Here is a 19,008-nt window from a genome sequence, read left to right on the forward strand (position 1 = left end):
CCACGGGTCTTTTATACCCCCAAGAGTTACATATCACTTGAGGGGTTTCCGTTCTTCTAAACTGTTCGATGGCCCAATCATATGCTGCAACAATCGGGTCCCCCCTGCCTCATCTATACCCTCTCTTTCAAAATATTCGCGTGTCGGTCTGTTGGCAAAATTGAACAAGCGCTCATGACACATGTGGTTACGCACCGGCGAGTACATGAACGCTCAGTATGGCTTATTGATCATCTATAACAATATAAGTTGTTCTTACTGGCCCATGAACCCCGACGACAAGGTTCATTTCGATATCGGCACTGTTGGAAGGACCGGAAATAAAATTCACGCATACCGGTATTTCCTCCTCTTTTAAATTCCGTTCATGAATCGTCTTCACGGCTTGTGTAAGTCTTGGCACAATACTACTTTTGGGAACCAAGGCAATATACGATTCGGGCAAAAGACTAACGGGCCTTCCTTTGATCCCATCGTTAAATAACACGACGGTTCCGGATTCGGCAAGTGTGATGTCACTGAAGGTAATCCCAATGTCTGCATTTTTGGCAAAGGCGATACATTCCTCTTTATCCCTCGAGTCCCATTTTCGACATTGAGACATGTTGTTTAAATATTCCTTAATTCCGAATTGGTCAAACCGTTCATCATTAGCATAAATGACAGAATTGGCTTTCCAAGCCTGAATTACGGCGTGCAAGGTATCAACAAGCTGACTTGTAGTAGTTCGTTTGACATCTGTATGAATGTCTCTACATTGATCCTCTAATTTCAAGACCAGTTGATCTTGTGTGAATCCCTCAAAAACACGCCACTGTGGAGATAACTTCCACTCCGGTCTATGAACCGTATCCGGACGTTTTCTGCCAAGCTTGTCCGAAAGCTTAGCTAAAAAAGTATCGCGATTTGGGATATTCATTTATTTTCCATCCTTTCTCTGCTTCTCGAACCATTCCCGAAATGATTGTTTTGGCGGAACCGGAAGATCCTTGACATGGGTCCAGGCTTTTAATGGCCCTATTCCGTGCTTAATCATCCGTCCGTCTTTTGTCAAAGGCTGTAACGCATATGGTGCGGTTTTCGTTGCAAAAGAGAACAATCCGGAATGGTTAGCCACTTTTTCAAATCCCTTCATGGCAATTTTCCAAGACAGCGGACCTCTGTTTTCATCTTCAGCAATACGGCGTCGATGTCTAATCAGGAGTTCATGTAAAGGGATTTTAACGGGACATGCTTCCGTACAAGCACCGCAAAGGCTTGAGGCAAAAGGTAAATCTTGGTAGTCGTCATACCCGCCCAATAATGGCGTTAATACCGCTCCGATGGGGCCGGGATAGATCGAACCGTAGGCATGCCCGCCGATATGACGATAGACTGGGCAGACATTAATACAAGCTGCGCAGCGAATGCATTGCAGCGCGCTTTGAAACTCCGTACCTAAGATATCCGAACGGCCATTATCCACTATGACCAGATGGAACTCTTCGGGGCCGTCCATTCCGCCGGGTTCCGTCAATCCCGTTATATAACTTGTTAATTTCTGGCCAACTGCACTTCTGCACAGAAGAGTGACTAGAACATCAAGTTCCTCCCAAGTTGGAACAATTCGTTCCATCCCCATCACGGTCACGAGTGTTTTAGGCAAAGTAGTAACCATTCGCGCATTGCCTTCATTAGCCACAATGGAGATAGATCCTGATTCCGCTACAGCAAAATTACATCCTGTAATTCCTACATCAGCTTGAAAGAAATCCTCACGCAGATGCTTACGTGCAAATCTTGTAAGCTCTTCAGGTTTAGAGGTACCGGTATATCCTAATTTTTCATGGAATAATTTACATATACTTTCTTTATCTTTATGCAAAGAGGGGACAACAATGTGAGAAGGGCGTTCATTGTCTGCTGTTTGCAATATAAATTCTGCAAGATCTGTCTCTAATACCTCGCAACCTGCTTCCTTTATCGCTTCGTTCAAGCTAATTTCTTCGGTGACCATTGATTTGGACTTCACGACTTTTTTGGCATTTTTCCTTGTAATAATACCTTTTACATATTCTCTGGCATCTTCAGCGGTTTCTGCGAAAAATACAGATCCGCCATGCTTCGCAATGTTTTCGCTTAGCTGAAACAAATAATAGTCGAGGTTATCCAGCGTATGCTGACGAATGGCTTCACCTAACGAACGCCATTGTTCCCAATTCCCGAGACTTTCCGAAGCTTTTAACTTTTTGCTTCTGAGCCCGTCTTGTGCCTTCGAAACAGCGTTGCGCATGAAGGAATCTTGAATCCCCTCTTCGGTTCTTTTATGAAACGATGCATCACCGATCTTGATTCCCATGGTTACAGCCCTCCCTTATTTTCTTCCTGAGTTTAAAACCTGAGCAATATGTTTCACCTCAATGGGAATTCCTTTGCGATTTAATCGGCCATTAATATTCATCAAACAGCTGCAATCCATCCCGATTAATAGTTCCGCCTCTGTGTCTGTAATATGCTTTACCTTTTCATCCACCATTTGTTCAGAGATCTCAGGCATTTTTACGGAGAAGGTACCGCCAAACCCGCAACAATCATAGCTATGGGATAAAGGAACGACTTCCAATCCTTTTACATGCTTTAACAGCTTTTGAGGGGGTTCCTTAATTCCCATTAACCGATTCATATGGCAAGATGTATGGACGGTTGCTTTCTTGTGAAGTTCTGCACCCAAATCTACTTTCTCTAATACTTCAACTACAAATTGCGTAAATTCATACGTTTTATTCGCAAGTTCTTTCGCCTTGCGCTTCCACTCTTCCTCATTGTCCGTGAAAAGATGCGGAAACTCGTGAACCATCATTACGCAAGATCCTGATGGAGCTACTACATATTCAGCGCCAGCAAAGGTTTCAATCATGTGTTTCGCTGCTGTTTTGGTTTCTTTATGATAGCCACTGTTATAAGCTGGCTGACCACAGCAGGTTTGCTGTTTTGGGAAATCAACATCGCAACCTAAATCCTCAAGAATTTCAACTACGTCTTTTCCTACTTCCGGATAAAAGAGATCTGCGAGACAAGTAATAAATAATGAAACTTTCATGTTTGAACTCCTCCTGGTATTCCCACTTTACTGAATGATATGACCGCATTATCAAATACTATGCAACTTCGAAAATAATTAGCGCTAGGTTTAAAATTAGGATTGATTACCACCTATTGAAAACACATCTTCTTCCAACTCATAGAAATTATTAACAATAATTACTGTAACTCTGATCCATAAAGTTGTAAAATACATAAAATGTCATATACTAAGATGTAATACAACTAAATTGCAAGCTTTTGGAGGAATCTAAGTGGAACTTAGACATCTTAGATATTTTATTGCTGTAGCGGAAGAGCTGCATTTCGGTAGGGCGGCATCCCGGCTGCACATGACGCAGTCGCCACTGAGTCATCAAATCAAAGAGCTGGAAGATGAGTTGGGTGCTCAGTTATTTCATCGAACGAAACGTTCTGTTCAGCTCACGAATGCCGGTAAAGTTTTTTTGAGAGGAGTACACACTGTTTTTGAGGAAATTGACGCCATGGTGGACGCTGCTCAAAAGGCGTATCGGGGAGAAGTGGGGCGTTTGAATGTCGGGTTTGTAGGGTCGGCTATTTATGACATTCTTCCGGCAATGTTACCGGTTTATCGAAATAAATATCCGGAAGTTGAAGTAGAACTAAAAGAAATGTCAACGCCTGAACAAATTGAAGCACTCATACACCAAGAAATCGATGTGGGACTTTTGCGTCCACCCATCAACAATCCGTTATTGTCCAGTGAGATTATACAGACCCTGGACTGCGTCTTAGCGCTTCCCAGATCGCATCCGCTAGCGAAAGCTGAAAGCATTTATCCTACTGATCTCAAAAATGAGTCATTCGTATTGATCTCCAAGGAAATTTTTCCTCGCCTTTATTCCGATTTTATTAATGTCTGCAACACAGCCGCTTTCAAACCTAATGTTAAGCAGGAAGCCAAAGAGTATCAAACCGCAATCGGGTTAGTCTCTGCAGGCATGGGCATAAGTATTGTACCGACAACTGCCCGTACGCTGCAGGCGCGGGATGTGGTATATCGGGAAATATCAGGCGCAACACTTAAAATCGACATGGCACTCGCGTGGCGTAACACGTCACGTATGGATTTAATTCAACGATTCGTTCGATTAGCCAGAGACGTTGTGGGATGATCCCAGATGAAGATATAGTTTATTGTTATTGCCGTATTCCGCTATTTGCGAAGACTGCTTTTTTTCTCCAAGAATACGCAAGCTTAGAAAATTGTAATTGAGCAGATAGGGGTACAGCCGAGATACATGTAAAGTCGGGCCACATACTGGATTTAAACTCCAGATGAGACCCGATTTTTATACTGGTATCTCTTTTGTGATGCTCCCTAAAGAATTCATTGAATACATGTAAACAATGTGCAGAACCTAATATTTCAAGGTTTTTTCACGTTCGAGTATAAATAATGTCAGCGACGCTTGGTACTACCCGTCATAGCACATCAAAAACCATAAAAAAGTTGTCGCTGTAGAATTCTCAGCGACAACTGCTCCGTAGGTATATCCATCACCATGTACAGAATTATTTGTAACTTGTATCTCCCATGCTTTTCTGTGCAACTCCGGTACGATAGGCCGCTTCAATCACGGCATCTCTAACTTTACTTACTACTTCCTGATTGAATACGCTCGGAATAATATACGTTTCGCTCAGTTCGTCATCTGTAATAACGGAGGCGATTGCTTGTGCGGCTGCAAGCTTCATGGCTTCGTTGATTTCGCTCGCCCTGCAATCCAATGCGCCACGGAAAATACCCGGGAAGCAAAGCACATTGTTGATCTGATTGGGAACATCGGATCTTCCGGTTGCCAAGACCTTAACGTAAGGTTTGGCCAACTCCGGGTCAATCTCCGGAATCGGGTTCGCCATGGCAAAGACGATTGGGTCCTTCGCCATAGATCGAACATCATCTACTTTTAGAATGTTGGGAGCTGATACGCCAATAAAAACATCCGCATTCTTAATGACTTCGGACAAGTTACCGGCTTCTAGGTTCGGATTCGTCATCTGAGCAAATGCAGTCCAATGGGGATTGTCATAATGTGCCTCCCGATGAATAGCGCCATTACGGTCCACCCCGATTAGATTCCTCACGCCAGCGGAGAGCAACATTTTCGAACAAGCGATACCCGCTGCACCGATGCCATTGACAACGACCTTAATCTCCGACATTTGCTTGCCGGTAATTTTGAGTGCATTCAATAAACCTGCTAACAAGGCAACGGCTGTTCCGTGCTGATCATCGTGAAAAACCGGGATATCTAACTCCTGTTTCAAACGCTCCTCAATTTCGAAGCAACGCGGTGCCGAAATATCCTCGAGATTGATGCCACCGAATGCCGGAGCCATTGCTTTAATGGTTCGGACCATTTCGTCAGGGTCTTTCATGTCCAGGCAAATCGGAAAAGCGTCCACGTCTGCGAATTGCTTGAACAACATAGCCTTGCCTTCCATCACCGGCATAGCCGCCAATGGTCCGATATCACCTAGCCCCAGAACGGCCGTTCCATCGGTAACTACCGCAATCGTATTGCGTTTGATCGTCAGCGAGTAGGCTCTGCTCGGCTGTTCCGCAATCGCCGTACATACGCCAGCGACACCGGGGGTATACACTCGTGACAAGTCGTCACGGTTCTTCACCGATACTTTAGAGGCAATTTCAATCTTCCCGCCCAAATGTGCAAGGAAAGTCCGGTCTGAGACGTGAATTATTTTGACACCGCCTAGCTTCTGAAGCGACTCGCTGATCAATTGGCTGTGTGCTTGATCGAATACGTTCACAGCGATATCGTGGATGATGCTTGTGTGATCGGACGAGATGGCATCAATCCCCACAATATCTCCGCCTGTTTTTTCAATTATTGCAGCGATATCGCTGAGGGGGGTTCGTCCTTTTTCTTTTTGAATCCGAAATATCATATAAGTACTGGCACCGCTTGACACTGACATCTTTTGTCACTCTCCCTTTGCTTTCGTTAAACGTTTATTGCACGCTGCCCCTTAGTTCTTTTCCAGTAATTCTGCTCCTGCAATACCCGGATTCGTCATCTCATATGGGTTAAGAATGATCTCAAGCTCCTCTTCCGTTAAAACGTTATAAAGAAGGCACAGCTCGCGTACCGGACGTCCCGTCAAAATCGCCTCACGTGCGATTCTCGCGACTGTCTCATAGCCTAAGTGCGGGTTGAGCGCCGTTATAACCCCTACACTTTTCTCCACATACTCTTTACAGCGCTCTACGTTTGCTTCGATTTCCTCCAAACAATACACCCTGAAAACGTTGAACACCTGATTCATCATGCTGAGCGATTGCAGCAAATTGAACACGAGCACAGGCTCCATAACATTTAGTTCAAGCTGCCCTGCTTCGGAGGCCAGACAAATGGTATGGTCATTGCCGATGACCTGAAACGCCACTTGGTTCACTACCTCCGCCATAACCGGATTGACCTTGCCCGGCATAATGGACGAACCGGGTTGGCGTGCCGGCAAATTCAATTCCCCCAGCCCGGTGCGAGGTCCGGAGGCAAGCAAACGAAGGTCATTGGCAATCTTCGACATATTGATCATGCACACTTTTAAAGCGGCGGATACCTCAGTGTAAGCATCCGTATTTTGCGTCCCGTCCACCAGGTGCGTGGCATTGCAAAGCGGCAATCCGCTGAGCTCGGCAAGATATTCCACGACCCGTTTAATGTATCGGGGATCGGCATTTAAACCCGTACCGACAGCTGTTGCGCCCATGTTAACCTCGTACAAATGGCCGCGAGTCTGACTGATCCTCTTGATATCACGTTCCAGCACTCTGCTGTAGGCCTCAAACTCCTGCCCAAGACGAATCGGCACGCCATCTTGTAGATGAGTACGACCCATTTTGATAATCCCGTCGAACTGTACTGCTTTAGTCTGAAATGCTGCGAGCATTTCCTTCATCGTGACAATCAGCTTATCAATCAAAGAAAGTGTTGCAATATGAATCGCTGTGGGAAAAGCATCGTTGGTTGATTGGGCCATATTCACATGTGTGTTGGGGCTCACTTTGAAATAATCCCCCTTGGTTCCCCCCAGCAGCTCGATCGCCCGGTTGGCGATAACCTCGTTGGTATTCATGTTGATGGATGTGCCTGCTCCGCCTTGAATAGGATCAACTATAAATTGGTCATGCCATTTACCGTCCATGATTTCTTGTGCTGCCAATACGATCGCATTCCCGATATGTTGATTCAATTGCCCAATCTCCATATTAGCCAACGCTGCCGCCTTTTTAACCGTAGCCATAGCACAAATTAACGATTCATGGATACGATAGCCTGTGATTGGAAAATTTTCCAATGCTCTAGCAGTTTGTATACCGTAGTAGGCTTGAGATGGAACTTCTTTTTCTCCAAGAAAATCTTTTTCTTTACGATATTCATTCATGAGTTTTTAGCTCCCTTACTTCTAGTTTTAAAGTTTCATTCACAACACATGCTCCCGGTAGGCAACATCTACAACCTTCTTGGCTAAAATATAAGTTGGATCTATTACTTTCATCCCGTCTACTTCACCCAAAACAATTGGAATCTCTGTGCAAGCTGCAACAACGGCCTCCGTTCCTTTGGCAATCATCGTGTGAAATGCGTTCATCAATAAACGTCTGCCTTTTTCGATATGTCCCGCTTTTACTGAATAAATACCTTCCATTACGATAGCTTGTGTAATCTCATCAGGCTCCAACACAGTAATACCTTTTTCATGGAGAGCGTTTTGATAAAGCAATGTTTTCAATGTACCGTCAGTCGCTAACAATGAGACACGTCTTATACCGGCCTCGCCTATGAAACTTGCCGTTTCTTTGGGCATATTAACAATCGGAGTCCGAACCGTTCCTTGAATGTCTTTTAGATAATAATGTGCAGTATTACAAGCAATTACAATCAAATCCGCACCGGCATCCTCCAATCTCTTGGCAGATTGTTTCATAAAGGGGAGGGGATCATTGCCTTTACCCATTATGGCTGCTGTACGATCCGGAATCTGAGGATAATTATCAACGATCATATGAATATGATCCTGATCATTTTGAGCTGGGGTTAGCCGAATAATTTTGCCCATCAAATCGACTGTTGCAAGTGGTCCCATCCCTCCCATAATCCCAACGGTTTTTATCATGAAGATATACCTCCACTTTTTTCTAATGCACATTAAAAGTATACCTCTTGAGTGGAAAGAAGTGTATATTAACGGAATTTATTCAAATATAGAAATTCTATATATCTAACAGAAACAATTGAAAAAAAGGATAGTGTAATTATTCTAAAGTATCTGATTTTCCATGATCAAACTGACCTTCCCATTTGGAAATAACGACTGAAGCTAAGCCGTTACCTACCACGTTAACAACGGTTCTCGCCATATCGAGAATACGGTCGATTCCAGCAATCAGCGCAACACCTTCAACAGGAAGGCCTACGGAATTTACGGTAGCTAGCAGAACAACCAGGGAAGCGCCTGAAACACCAGCCATCCCTTTGGAGGTTAACATTAATACCACCACTATGCTGATCTGTTGCATGATCGGTAAATTGATACCATACATTTGTACAATAAATAGAGTAGCCAGCGATTGATACAGTGCAGAGCCGGTCAAATTAAAAGTATATCCGGTAGGAACGACAAAGGATACTATCGATTTTGGGCATCCAAATTGTTCCATCTTAAGCATCAGTTTCGGTAGAACAGCTTCCGAGCTTGCGGTCGAGAAAGCCAGAATAATTTCATCCTTCAATAATTTTAAAATTTTCACAATGCTGGTGCCGCACATTTTTGATACTATGCCTAATACGACAAGCACAAACAAAACCATAGACAAATAGAGTATAATTATCAGTTTGCCAAGCGGTATTAAAGAGGAAACGCCAAATTTAGCAACTGTAACACCAATCAAAGCAAACACACCGATAGGGGCCAATTTCATAATCTGGTTGGTCATCCAGAACATCGCTTCAGAGACGGCTTCCAAAAAATGAATCACCGGTTTACCCTTTTCACCAATTACAGAAATACCGACCCCAAACAGTACAGAGAAGAAAATGATGGCTAGCAAATCGCCGTTACCCATAGCTTGAACGATGTTTGTCGGAACGATATTAACGAACGTGTCAGCCATACTGTGACTAGCGTTTTCTGCGGTATTTACATATTGGTGTATATCAGTTTTGGCCAGATGCGACATATCAATGCCTAATCCTGGTTTGAAAATATTTCCCGCGAACAAACCTACAACTATTGCTATAGTAGTTATAATTTCAAAATACAAAATCGTTTTAAAGCCTATCTTTCCCAATTTTTTCATATCTCCAGAGCCCGCTATGCCTACTACTAGAGAAGAAATGACAATAGGCAAAACAATCATTTTAATCAGACGGATAAATACATCACCAATCGGCTTCAAAATGTCCATTACTAGAGGATTTCCGTAGAAAATGGCACCCACTATAATCCCTAGAGCTAGTCCGATGAATATTTGCCATGCTAGTCCCAACTTTTTCATCTTTAACCTTCATCCCCTATTCTTATTCTGAGATTGCGGCCAGAAAAATGTAAGTGTTTACATTTATTTAGACCTTCAATATATTCTAAGGTATAGTATACCATATAGAAAATTAAAGGTATTTTATTTCTATATAGGATAAATCTATATAGAAATAAAATAATAGACAGTCGTTATATTTTCATCAATTGAACTAGTTATAGTCAGCTATTTTTTATAAAGTACTCTATATATGGAGGTTTATTGTTTCCCTTTGTGTAGATAAAATCAATTTTTACATCGAATCTCCCGGATGAGACCAATGGCACACGGAATAACTGCCCGCTTTCCAGTTCTTTCTTCACACAATGCTCCGGTAAAAAGCTGATTCCCATCCCATTTACCACTAAATTTTTTGCAGCCTCCATACTATCGACTTCAAGAACCACATTCGGCTTTATATTTTTGGATTCAAACAAGCCATAAATCATAAGCCAGTCTACCGATCCATAATCAAAAAATATGAGCGGTTCTTCACTTACTTCTTCAATTGTTACCGGACTATTGAGTAAAAGAGGATGGTTGATAGGGACAAACAATCCGATTGGATCATGACGAAATATAACAGACTCAATTTGAGGATGTGTAACTGTTCGAACCATTCCGAAATCCACCTCGTTATTAAGAACCTTGTCTAATATATCATTAGAATGTCCGGTTAGAATTTTGATGTTCACATTGGGGAATTTAGTTTTAAAAGCGGGAAGAATTTCAGGGATAATGAAATTCGCGATTGAGGTAGCACATCCAATTTTCAATTTATCAAGTGTAAGTATTGGTTGGTGCAACTTTAATTTGGCTTCCTGATAAGATTGTAAAATGTTTTGTGCATATGGTAAAAACGACTTTCCCTTTTCATTTATTGAGATTTGCTTGCCTGAACGATGAAATAATTCCGCATTAAGCTCACGTTCCAGGGAATGAATACGGGCAGTTACAGAAGGCTGAGTAAGATAAAGTGCCTCAGCTGCTTTTACAAAACTCCCTAAATGGACAGCATAGACGAATGCCTCAATATTTTCTATATTCAAACACAATGACCACCCTTCTTCTCAATCTAATCTTTTTTAAATATACTCTTATTAAATGCTTTAGTCACATTCACACTGCTATGCTAATATAGCATATCCATCTCTTTCATTTCTCGCGCAATCATTTTAATTTTTTACCAAAAATTTATCAAGTATAGATTTCAGGTCGAGATTACATATAAGATTCCACTGGAGAAATATCATGCCAAAGGGGCCGTTCCTAAGCCATCTTCATGACTTTTGGGTCAGCCCCTTTTTTTGTTTCATTTTGGGGTAATACCAGCGTAGCTGAACCACCCGCAAATACATGGATAAAATGCAAGAACCCTCCGCGTCTGTAGAGTTCTTTTTATATGTAATAAATATACCAATTACAGTAGATACTGAACAAAATTATAGATAATCCCTGTATTTGGATAGTATAAACCATTATGATCAAAACTTTAACTTAAAATATCATTAGGAAAATCAACAAATGATCAAATCGCAACGAATTAATCAGGTTAAAGAATACGTTTTCGAGCATGAATCGGTTTCACTGGAAGAACTGGTGAAGCATTTTGGGTATCCAAGAATACAATCCGTAGAGATATTCAGCCTCTTGTTGATCCCGCAATTGATCTGTCCGTCAAATTCATTGCACAACTTAATACAAATAAAATCTATCCACTACCATACTTGTATGGTAGTGTGGTTGTAGGGAGGTGAATATATGGATGAAAGTATGTATCGCCACAGCGAATCGGCCGGAAATTCCGTCTATGCCCTGCTGAAAGAGCAGATTATCAGCCTTGAACTTCCACCCGGAACCGCCTTGTCCGAGAAAGAGACGTCTGTCCGCTTTCAGGTCAGCCGAACTCCGGTCCGCGAAAGCTTTGTCAGGCTTGCCCAGGAAGGGTTAGTGCTGGTTTTCCCGCAACGAGGTACAAGAGTATCTCTGATCGATACCAAGCTTGTTGAGGAAGCTCGCTTTATGCGTGAGCAACTTGAATGCGCTGTGATACGTCTTGCCTGCGCGGACTTTTCTGCCAGTTGGCTTGCTAAATTGGAAGCAAACCTTGTACAGCAGCGTGAAAGCATTGAGCGGCATGAAGGCCGGCGAATGTTGGACCTGGATGATGCGTTCCACCGAATCCTGTTCGAAGGCTGCGGGAAGCTCGCAACGTGGAGCGTTATGCAGCAGTTGAATGTCCATTTTAACCGGGTACGCATGCTGCGGCTCGATACGAATCCTCATTGGAACCATCTTTATGATCAACACAGCCGGATGGTGGAAGTCATACGCGGTAAGGCGACGGACGAGGCGGAACGCATCATGCATGAGCATTTGAATCTGGGTGTAGCGGATCTAAATGTCCTTCGGGAGCAGTACCCTGAATATTTTAAGTAGGTTTCAGATAAGGAAAGGCGGTGCAGAAATGCGAATGATATTCCGCTGGTTCGGAGAAGGCAATGATACGATTTCTCTGAAACAAATCAGACAAATTCCAGGTGTAGAGGGCATTGTGTGGGCGCTGCATGATGTTCCAGCAGGAGAGGAATGGCCTTTGGAGCGCATTTTGGATATTCAGAAACAGGCCGATCAGGCCCGACTTCATCTTGATGTGGTGGAAAGCGTCAATGTACATGAAGATATCAAACTGGGGAGACCTACACGCGACCTCTATATCAGGAATTACATTCGGACCATTGAGAAGCTGGCCCAAGTTGGCGTTAAGGTCATCTGTTACAATTTTATGCCGATATTCGATTGGTTACGGACTGATCTGCATAAAACGACCGAGGACGGGGCAACCGCGCTTTTTTTTGAAAAGGCCAAAATTCATGGCATTGACCCGTTTGAGCTGGTACGCCAGATCAATGAGAACAGCGCGTTTACAATGCCCGGTTGGGAGCCGGAGCGCCTCGAACATCTAACAGCGCTGTTTGAAGCCTATAAAGGTGTTACTGAAGAGGATCTATGGGAAAATCTGCACTACTTCCTGAACGCCATCATTCCTGTTGCGGAACAAAACGGAATCCAGATGGCCATTCATCCCGACGACCCGCCATGGTCCATCTTCGGGCTGCCACGCATCATTACGAGCCAGGGCAATCTGCGCAAATTTCTAGCTCTGCACGACAGTCCGGCAAACGGCATCGCTTTATGCAGCGGCTCGCTTGGCGCTAATCCAGATAACGACATCGTTGCTATGATTCGCGAATTTGCCCACCGCATTCCGTTCGCCCATATCCGCAACGTAAAGAGATTCGAAAATGGTGACTTCATCGAAACCTCCCACCGGACGCAGGACGGGAGCGTCGATATCACTGGTATTGTCAAAGCATACCACGAAGTGGGATTTACCGGTTACGCCAGGCCGGATCACGGCCGCCATATCTGGGATGAGCAGTGCAGACCAGGCTACGGGCTATATGACAGAGCGCTCGGTATCATGTATTTATGGGGCTTGTGGGATGCGTATGAGCGGAATGCGGGCTTATCTTCCAACGAAAAGAGGGATGTAAATTGACTACTCTTCCCCTGCATCCAGCTTTGTCTGGAAAAACAGCTGTGGTAACCGGCGGCTCCGGCGTGCTATGCAGCGTCATGGCCAAGGAGCTTGCCCGCCAGGGTGTCAGGGTCGCCATCTTGAACCGTACTGCTAAAAAGGGCGATTTGATAGCAAAGGAGATCTGTGAGAGCGGTGGAGAATCCATCGCAATTGCTTGCGACGTGACCAATGCCGACAGCATGAAGCAGGCCGAGGAAACGGTCCGCCGCCTGCTCGGTCCATGCGATATTCTGATCAATGGAGCAGGCGGCAACCACCCCGGCGCTAATACGAGTCTGGAGACGTTCCATCCTGAAGATCTGAACCAGACTGGAATCACTACCTTTTTCGATCTCAGTGTGCCCGGTTTCCGCAATGTGCTTGATTTAAATTTTATCGGGACTCTAATCCCGACACAGGTTTTTTCCAAAGGCATGATCGGTCGGCCTGGTGCCGTGGTCCTTAACATCTCCTCCATGAGCGCTCCCAGTCCGATGACCAAGGTTCCCGCCTACAGCGCTGCCAAAGCCGCCATCAACAACTTCACCCAGTGGCTGGCCGTACATCTGGCCGAATCTGGCATTCGGGTGAATGCCATTGCTCCCGGTTTTTTCCTGACAGAGCAGAACAGGCAACTACTCACCAACGAGGACGGCTCGCTTACCGAACGCTCGGCCAGGATTATTGCCCACACCCCAATGCATCGGTTCGGCAAGCCTGAAGACCTGCTTGGCACGCTGCTTTGGTTGACCGATGAAACCGCGTCCGGTTTTGTTACAGGTACAGTCGTTCCGGTAGATGGTGGATTCATGGCCTATTCAGGGGTATAAGCCCTTCATTTCCAGCCCTTGCCCTTCCTGTGAAGTGGCAAGGGCATTATTGTGTCAATGACATCTTTCCCCTTTTCTATCCAGATTGGTGCGTACTCGAAAAATAAAAAAAGATCTTAAGCAGTGTTTCTGTTCCGCTAAGATCTCTAAATTTGTGTCTCCCCACTCCTATAAGAGCTTTGTGCTATTCTCTCTTAATTTATCTGTTTCTTTTTTTCTTCAAATCCTCGGCAAGCTGAAGAGTTCGATTTTTGTTTAACGGATAGATCAGAGTAATAATTAAAAACACAATCAGCATAATGATCGCTGGTGCCAGTGTACCCAGCATATAGATTCCATGCAGTCTTTTCTGTTCCTGAACCTCAATATTGACATTGTAGCCTAGAAGACCGATGGCTCCACCCCAACTCCTCCGGCGACCGCTTGGCCAACCTTGCGGGAAAATGAATAAACAGAATAGATGGTTCCATCCTCCCTTAAGCCTGTTAAAGATTCATGATAATCAATAATATCCGTTACAAAGGCCCAGATCATTAAATTTAAGAAAGCACAACCAAACATACCGATAGCTGAAATGGCCACAAACTGATTTGCTGTAATATCCGGTAAAAGTAGAGCATTCCGTATACTATAACGGTCAGAAGCAGTCCCGTTGAGGTAATCTCTTTCTTACCAAATCTTGCAACTAGAGGTTTGACTAAGGGAATGGCTATGAGAACGGTTACTACCTGCATTACACCTACCAGACTCAATGCTGAAGCGCTCGTTGCGCCGGATGGCAGACCTTGTGAATGTGGTAATGAAGGCTGCTGGGAAAAATACGCTTCGGAGGCGTCTGTGCTATCCACTTTGGCAAAGCAAAAGAAGCTGTTTTATGTTACCTATGAGAAGGTTCTTAACTGGATTTACAGTGAGGATGAAGAGGTTCTGGGAACGATGGGACAATTTATTAATTATCTCTCAATCGGGATTAACAACATAATAAATATTTTCAATCCTGAGACGATCCTTGCCTGTATTAGACTTGTCTCATAATTTTGAAAAATCATCTACCGAGTTTACAAAAAAATAGTCTGCCAGGCGGCGAGCCGTTAGTTTCTCCGTTATGGCCCCCATGGCGGCCACATATGTTCATTTTTCAGCAGAATCAGGAGTAAGCCTATGCACTTCCGCATAGGCCTACCAGATTGTTGAATATTTTATGTTTACGAGCTCTTTTAATGGCTTATAAAGTGGCCATGTCAATCACGAACCGATAACGCACATCGTTGTGCAGCATACGGTCATATGCTTCATCCACTTGATCGGCACGGATTACCTCTATTCTAGGAACAATAGCATACTGAGCAGCAAAATCGAGCATCTCTTGTGTTTCCTGAATTCCGCCAACATTTGAAGACGCAATGCTGCGACGTCCTGCGTATAGGGAGAAAATATTGTAGTGTTCTGGGTTGTTTGGCAGTCCAATATTTACAAGTGATCCATCTACTTCAAGCAGGGATAGATAAGTATCAATATCAATATTTGCAGATACTGTGTTTATGATGATGTCAAAGTGACCAGCCAATTCTTTAAATATTGCAGGGTCACTGGTAGTATAGAAATGATCTGCGCCAAAGCTTATGGCCTCATCTTTTTTACTCGTACTTGTACTCAAGACTGTGACTTCAGCGCCTAAGGCATGAGCAAATTGAACGGCCAAATGGCCGAGACCGCCCATCCCCAGAATGGCAACTTTCTTACCAGGACTTGCGTTCCAGTGTTTTAACGGAGAGTAAGTGGTGATACCGGCACATAATAGCGGGCTTGCTACAGCCAGATCCAAGCTATCTGGGATATGAACAACAAAATGTTCTTTTACAACAATTTTTTGGCTATATCCGCCGTAAGTAAGATTTCCATCGTAGTCTGTTGAATTAAATACTATAACTACGCCTTTTGTACAAAATTGCTCTTCACCTCTTAGGCAGAATTTGCATTCTCCGCAAGAGTTAACAAAGCAACCAACACCAACTCGATCCCCAACAGCGAATTTTGTAACTTCTGTTCCTATTGCTGTCACGATCCCTGCAATTTCATGACCTGGTACCATTGGATAAACCCCGCTGCCAAAATCATTGCGGGCAATGTGAATATCTGAGCGACAAATCCCGCAATACTTAATATCGATCAAAATGTCGTCAGGCCGTAATTCTCTCCGCTCAATAATTGTCTTTTCAAAAGGTGCTTTTGCGTTTGGAACGCTTAGAACATGGGTTGTACACATAGGTTTCCTCTGCTCCTTTGCCTTTGAAAATGAGGCAGCTGGTCAAAGAAAAAAGCACACTGATCGATGTTTCTCTTGTCCAACCGTCTGTATCCATTATATTACCAGTTGTTAAATGCACTAAAATTGTAAATTTAACAACAAAGAGATTTAAAGGTAACAGAAGGCGTAAATTTGTGACAAAACGCCCCGCCTCTTACCCTGATTAAAACGCAATGCCCCACAAGAGGGTCACTTTTTTCAAAGTGTCCTTCTTATGGGGCACAGTTCAGATCAGGTAGCGGGCATTTCGTTGAAGAATGTGATGTCGTCTATAGGCAATCGAGTCGTCCGATGGCCCGGCTGTGCCGCTTGGCCGAGTGCAATCAGCATGATCGGAATGTACCGGTCGCTGATACCGAACGCTTGCTTAAGCTCGACCGCATTATAGCCGCCCATCGGGACGGTATCGTAACCGTGAGCACGCGCAACCAGCATAAGCTGCTGGGATACAATACCACCGTCGATATGGATGACTTTGTGCAGGCTTTCTTCTGGCATCGAAGCATACACATTAATCGATCTTTCCACTAACGATTTAGCGGTATCTTGGTCCATATAACCGCGTTTTACGGATTCACCGAAAACTTCATCGAGCCTCTTATATCCCTCCGTATCACCAAGCACAACGATCACCGCTGCAGACTCAGTAACCTGAGATTGATTGTAGGCGATCGATTGCAGCTTCGCTTTCAATTCCTCTGTCTCAATAACCAGGAAACGCCAAGGCTGAGCGTTACTGGAGGAAGGCGCAAGTGTCGCTTCCTTCAGCAGATCCTTAATTTCCTCGTGAGACAGGCGAACCGACTTGTCATAAACACGCACAGAACGGCGCTCGCGGATGACATCGGCGAATAAAGCGGAACTCTGACCAGTAGTTGACATGATAAATCCTCCCTTGGATAAATACTGTTAATGATTCAGCACAGTTAAATTCAGGCTAAACAACCCAATTTAAAGCTCAATGCCGGAATGCGAAGCAGATGTTTGTAAATGAAATCGGTAGTAAGATCACCAAATTGCTTCTGCGTACGGGTTTAACTGTGTCCATTTTAACATAGTTAAACCCAAATAAATACGCCATTCGCGGCTCGTTCTAAACTGTTGTTTATATTGCACAGTATAAATTCTAAGTAAGCCGCTGTCAATTGTCTTTTTCCAGATTCATCTACAGCTTTGCTTCCAGTTGTTTGGCGAGATCAGCAATTGTGTATTTGCTTAATACTCCGCGCATACTGTCATCCATTTCTTGGGTGATATCCTCAAGCGCAGATTTCATACATTTACCAAGCGGATGCGTGCCGACTGTCCCGGTAATACCGAAGGAAAGTCTGCTGTCTGCACGAAATACATCATAGACATCAACCAGCCGAATGGACTCTGCCGGTTTCCTAAGGCGGTACCCGCCGTCACGGCCTTCCCGGGTCCCGATAAACCCTTCCTTGGCGAGAACGGAAAGTACTCGGCGCAGCAGGGAAGGTTCCGACTGAAGATCCCTGGCGAGCTCAATACTTGGACAAGCAGTGCTTACGTCCTCCTGTGACAATATAACAAGCGCTTGAACAGCCAGTCCAAACCACTTTGGATGCTGAGTCGGTGTACAATATTCCTTCCTCAACCTTTGCTCTCTCCTTCCAGCTTACTCTTAACTATTATGAGTAAATTGTACCGAATTCCCCGATATGCTGCAATAGATGAGCTTAATGGACAGTAGAAAGATGTAAACAACGAAGATATTTTCAATAATCTATTCCATAAGACTGGCGGATATATCGAAATGGGTTCCGGGCAACATCAATATGTAGAGGAAAAGAGCATTCTGACCCTTCCAGGCGGCAAATATGCCTGTTTTATCACAAGCGTGTCACAGAATAGGGCTGACTTTTCACCGCTTGTCTACTGGATTGATGAGCATGATTATAAAGCTGCTTTTATCATAGCAGATGAAACTGGATGACAGCTTTATGCCTAACACAGTCCACCCTCATTTCTTTTAATGATTTTGTCGATTAGATTTTCTTTTGTAATGTCAGTAGTTCTATTTTCAATTATGCATAAATTTTCAAATGGGATTTCTCTTGCAGTCTTTTCAAGAACACTGTCTAAGTTTTCAAAAGTTATGATTTCGGTTGACAAAACACCTATGACGAAATAGTATATCTAGCTTGTCTATTTATCATTTACCTCCCATCGAATTGAAGTTGCCTCATAATAACTCTTTGAAGAAGATGAAAAATGGATTCTGCTTCTCTTTCGGAAAATTCCGCTAATGCGACACTATTCGAATGATCATTTTCTCTTTTTATAAAAGTAAATACATTTTTCCCCTTTTCTATTGGAGATATCTTTTTTTGTTATGCTCATCATCTTTCTTTTCAATAAGCCATTCATTTCAAGTTTTTTTATGGCACGAGCTGCGGTTGTTCGGTCTACTTTAATCATTTCAGCTAACTTTTCTTGGATGCTTCCTGGGTTTTCACATATTCGGACAAGATACAAATACTGCCCTCTTGTAAGGTCATATTCTTTAAATACTATATTGCTTATAGAATCTAGTGCTCTGGCAATCATTCCAATTTCACGCAGAATTTCCTTCAATATTTTGTTGCAATTACAACAAAATAAAAAATGATCATCCGAT

Annotated in this window: 19 protein-coding genes and 2 pseudogenes; 6 read left to right on the forward strand and 15 right to left on the reverse strand. The window is 43.7% G+C overall.

All coding sequences use genetic code 11. The annotated features are described in order from the left end of the window. Positions 1-223 precede the first annotated feature (223 nt). Genes JO375_RS18175 through JO375_RS18185 form a run of 3 tightly spaced genes read right to left on the reverse strand, consistent with a single transcriptional unit; the run spans position 224 to position 3,079 of the window. Entirely contained in the window at positions 224-919 is a 696-nt protein-coding gene (locus JO375_RS18175; RefSeq protein ID WP_229525772.1) for a LutC/YkgG family protein, read from the reverse strand. After that, a complete protein-coding gene (locus JO375_RS18180; RefSeq protein WP_229525773.1) occupies positions 920-2,338 on the reverse strand; it encodes a LutB/LldF family L-lactate oxidation iron-sulfur protein in 1,419 nt (472 codons plus the stop codon). A 15-nt stretch (positions 2,339-2,353) separates the two neighbouring features. Continuing rightward, positions 2,354-3,079 (reverse strand): (Fe-S)-binding protein, encoded by a 726-nt coding sequence (locus JO375_RS18185; protein ID WP_229525774.1) that lies wholly within the window; start codon positions 3,077-3,079, stop codon positions 2,354-2,356. A 256-nt stretch (positions 3,080-3,335) separates the two neighbouring features. Here JO375_RS18185 and JO375_RS18190 point away from each other — a divergent pair, with 256 nt between their 5' ends. Then, the gene (locus tag JO375_RS18190; protein ID WP_229525775.1) at positions 3,336-4,217 is read left to right on the forward strand and encodes a LysR family transcriptional regulator; all 882 of its coding nucleotides are present in this window, start codon (positions 3,336-3,338) and stop codon (positions 4,215-4,217) included. 400 nt (positions 4,218-4,617) lie between these two features. On the opposite strand, the gene JO375_RS18195 is transcribed toward JO375_RS18190, so the two are convergent. The 5 genes from JO375_RS18195 to JO375_RS18215 all read right to left on the reverse strand — a co-directional run bounded on the left by JO375_RS18195 (position 4,618) and on the right by JO375_RS18215 (position 10,698). Next, positions 4,618-6,045 carry an NAD-dependent malic enzyme gene (locus JO375_RS18195; protein WP_229525776.1) on the reverse strand — a complete coding sequence of 476 codons (1,428 nt, stop codon included), beginning with the start codon at positions 6,043-6,045 and terminating at the stop codon, positions 4,618-4,620. Positions 6,046-6,096: 51 nt separating this feature from the next. After that, positions 6,097-7,515, reverse strand: coding sequence for an aspartate ammonia-lyase (aspA, locus tag JO375_RS18200; protein ID WP_229525777.1), 1,419 nt, complete (start codon positions 7,513-7,515; stop codon positions 6,097-6,099). A 39-nt stretch (positions 7,516-7,554) separates the two neighbouring features. After that, positions 7,555-8,247 carry a cysteate racemase gene (cuyB, locus tag JO375_RS18205; RefSeq protein ID WP_229525837.1) on the reverse strand — a complete coding sequence of 231 codons (693 nt, stop codon included), beginning with the start codon at positions 8,245-8,247 and terminating at the stop codon, positions 7,555-7,557. A gap of 139 nt (positions 8,248-8,386) precedes the next feature. Next, positions 8,387-9,628 (reverse strand): cation:dicarboxylate symporter family transporter, encoded by a 1,242-nt coding sequence (locus tag JO375_RS18210; protein WP_229525778.1) that lies wholly within the window; start codon positions 9,626-9,628, stop codon positions 8,387-8,389. A gap of 203 nt (positions 9,629-9,831) precedes the next feature. Next, a complete protein-coding gene (locus JO375_RS18215; protein ID WP_229525779.1) occupies positions 9,832-10,698 on the reverse strand; it encodes a LysR family transcriptional regulator in 867 nt (288 codons plus the stop codon). A 475-nt stretch (positions 10,699-11,173) separates the two neighbouring features. Between JO375_RS18215 and JO375_RS18220 the strand changes: the two are divergent. The 4 genes and pseudogenes from JO375_RS18220 to JO375_RS18235 form a co-directional block, all read left to right on the forward strand. Beyond that, positions 11,174-11,316 (forward strand): annotated as a pseudogene (locus JO375_RS18220) (DeoR family transcriptional regulator); the annotation flags it as partial. A gap of 94 nt (positions 11,317-11,410) precedes the next feature. Further along, complete coding sequence (locus JO375_RS18225) at positions 11,411-12,088, forward strand: GntR family transcriptional regulator (RefSeq protein ID WP_229525780.1); 678 nt, start codon at positions 11,411-11,413, stop codon at positions 12,086-12,088. Positions 12,089-12,116: 28 nt separating this feature from the next. Further along, entirely contained in the window at positions 12,117-13,211 is a 1,095-nt protein-coding gene (uxuA, locus tag JO375_RS18230) for a mannonate dehydratase (protein WP_229525781.1), read from the forward strand. Next, positions 13,208-14,062, forward strand: a complete 855-nt coding sequence (locus tag JO375_RS18235) for an SDR family oxidoreductase (protein ID WP_229525782.1) — start codon at positions 13,208-13,210, stop codon at positions 14,060-14,062. The genes uxuA and JO375_RS18235 overlap by 4 nt, the downstream gene beginning before the upstream one ends. Before the next feature lie 199 nt (positions 14,063-14,261). Here JO375_RS18235 and JO375_RS24615 read toward each other — a convergent pair whose 3' ends face one another. Together JO375_RS24615 and JO375_RS18240 are read right to left on the reverse strand one after the other, a co-directional pair. Beyond that, positions 14,262-14,390 (reverse strand): hypothetical protein, encoded by a 129-nt coding sequence (locus JO375_RS24615; protein WP_267497747.1) that lies wholly within the window; start codon positions 14,388-14,390, stop codon positions 14,262-14,264. A gap of 53 nt (positions 14,391-14,443) precedes the next feature. After that, on the reverse strand, positions 14,444-14,644 hold the full coding sequence (locus JO375_RS18240) for an MFS transporter (protein WP_229525783.1): 201 nt from the start codon (positions 14,642-14,644) through the stop codon (positions 14,444-14,446). Positions 14,645-14,773: 129 nt separating this feature from the next. On the opposite strand from JO375_RS18240, the gene JO375_RS18245 reads away from it, so the two are divergent. After that, positions 14,774-15,097, forward strand: a complete 324-nt coding sequence (locus JO375_RS18245; protein WP_229525784.1) for an ROK family protein — start codon at positions 14,774-14,776, stop codon at positions 15,095-15,097. A 190-nt stretch (positions 15,098-15,287) separates the two neighbouring features. Here the strand turns inward: JO375_RS18245 and JO375_RS18250 are convergent, their stop codons facing one another. The 5 genes and pseudogenes from JO375_RS18250 to JO375_RS18270 all read right to left on the reverse strand — a co-directional run bounded on the left by JO375_RS18250 (position 15,288) and on the right by JO375_RS18270 (position 18,965). Beyond that, positions 15,288-16,328 (reverse strand): NAD(P)-dependent alcohol dehydrogenase, encoded by a 1,041-nt coding sequence (locus tag JO375_RS18250; RefSeq protein WP_229525785.1) that lies wholly within the window; start codon positions 16,326-16,328, stop codon positions 15,288-15,290. Positions 16,329-16,601: 273 nt separating this feature from the next. Beyond that, positions 16,602-17,252 carry a nitroreductase family protein gene (locus tag JO375_RS18255; RefSeq protein ID WP_229525786.1) on the reverse strand — a complete coding sequence of 217 codons (651 nt, stop codon included), beginning with the start codon at positions 17,250-17,252 and terminating at the stop codon, positions 16,602-16,604. 283 nt (positions 17,253-17,535) lie between these two features. Beyond that, positions 17,536-17,985: an RrF2 family transcriptional regulator gene (locus tag JO375_RS18260; protein WP_229525787.1), complete on the reverse strand. Its 450-nt coding sequence runs from the start codon at positions 17,983-17,985 to the stop codon at positions 17,536-17,538. Between the two features lie 350 nt (positions 17,986-18,335). Continuing rightward, positions 18,336-18,503: an arylamine N-acetyltransferase gene (locus JO375_RS18265; RefSeq protein WP_229525788.1), complete on the reverse strand. Its 168-nt coding sequence runs from the start codon at positions 18,501-18,503 to the stop codon at positions 18,336-18,338. A 44-nt stretch (positions 18,504-18,547) separates the two neighbouring features. Further along, a pseudogene (locus tag JO375_RS18270) lies at positions 18,548-18,965 on the reverse strand (MarR family winged helix-turn-helix transcriptional regulator). Positions 18,966-19,008 lie beyond the last annotated feature (43 nt).

Source organism: Paenibacillus farraposensis (genome assembly GCF_020736845.1).
GTDB lineage: Bacteria > Bacillota > Bacilli > Paenibacillales > Paenibacillaceae > Paenibacillus > Paenibacillus farraposensis.

Coding starts and splice junctions, on each gene's coding strand:
- JO375_RS18210 (WP_229525778.1), bottom strand. CDS start 9,628: ATGAAAAAGTTGGGACTAGCATGGCAAATATTCATCGGACTAGCTCTA.
- cuyB (WP_229525837.1), bottom strand. CDS start 8,247: ATGATAAAAACCGTTGGGATTATGGGAGGGATGGGACCACTTGCAACA.
- JO375_RS18195 (WP_229525776.1), bottom strand. CDS start 6,045: ATGTCAGTGTCAAGCGGTGCCAGTACTTATATGATATTTCGGATTCAA.
- uxuA (WP_229525781.1), top strand. CDS start 12,117: ATGCGAATGATATTCCGCTGGTTCGGAGAAGGCAATGATACGATTTCT.
- JO375_RS18180 (WP_229525773.1), bottom strand. CDS start 2,338: ATGGGAATCAAGATCGGTGATGCATCGTTTCATAAAAGAACCGAAGAG.
- aspA (WP_229525777.1), bottom strand. CDS start 7,515: ATGAATGAATATCGTAAAGAAAAAGATTTTCTTGGAGAAAAAGAAGTT.
- JO375_RS18255 (WP_229525786.1), bottom strand. CDS start 17,252: ATGTCAACTACTGGTCAGAGTTCCGCTTTATTCGCCGATGTCATCCGC.
- JO375_RS24615 (WP_267497747.1), bottom strand. CDS start 14,390: ATGCTGGGTACACTGGCACCAGCGATCATTATGCTGATTGTGTTTTTA.
- JO375_RS18185 (WP_229525774.1), bottom strand. CDS start 3,079: ATGAAAGTTTCATTATTTATTACTTGTCTCGCAGATCTCTTTTATCCG.
- JO375_RS18225 (WP_229525780.1), top strand. CDS start 11,411: ATGGATGAAAGTATGTATCGCCACAGCGAATCGGCCGGAAATTCCGTC.
- JO375_RS18175 (WP_229525772.1), bottom strand. CDS start 919: ATGAATATCCCAAATCGCGATACTTTTTTAGCTAAGCTTTCGGACAAG.
- JO375_RS18250 (WP_229525785.1), bottom strand. CDS start 16,328: ATGTGTACAACCCATGTTCTAAGCGTTCCAAACGCAAAAGCACCTTTT.
- JO375_RS18245 (WP_229525784.1), top strand. CDS start 14,774: ATGAGAACGGTTACTACCTGCATTACACCTACCAGACTCAATGCTGAA.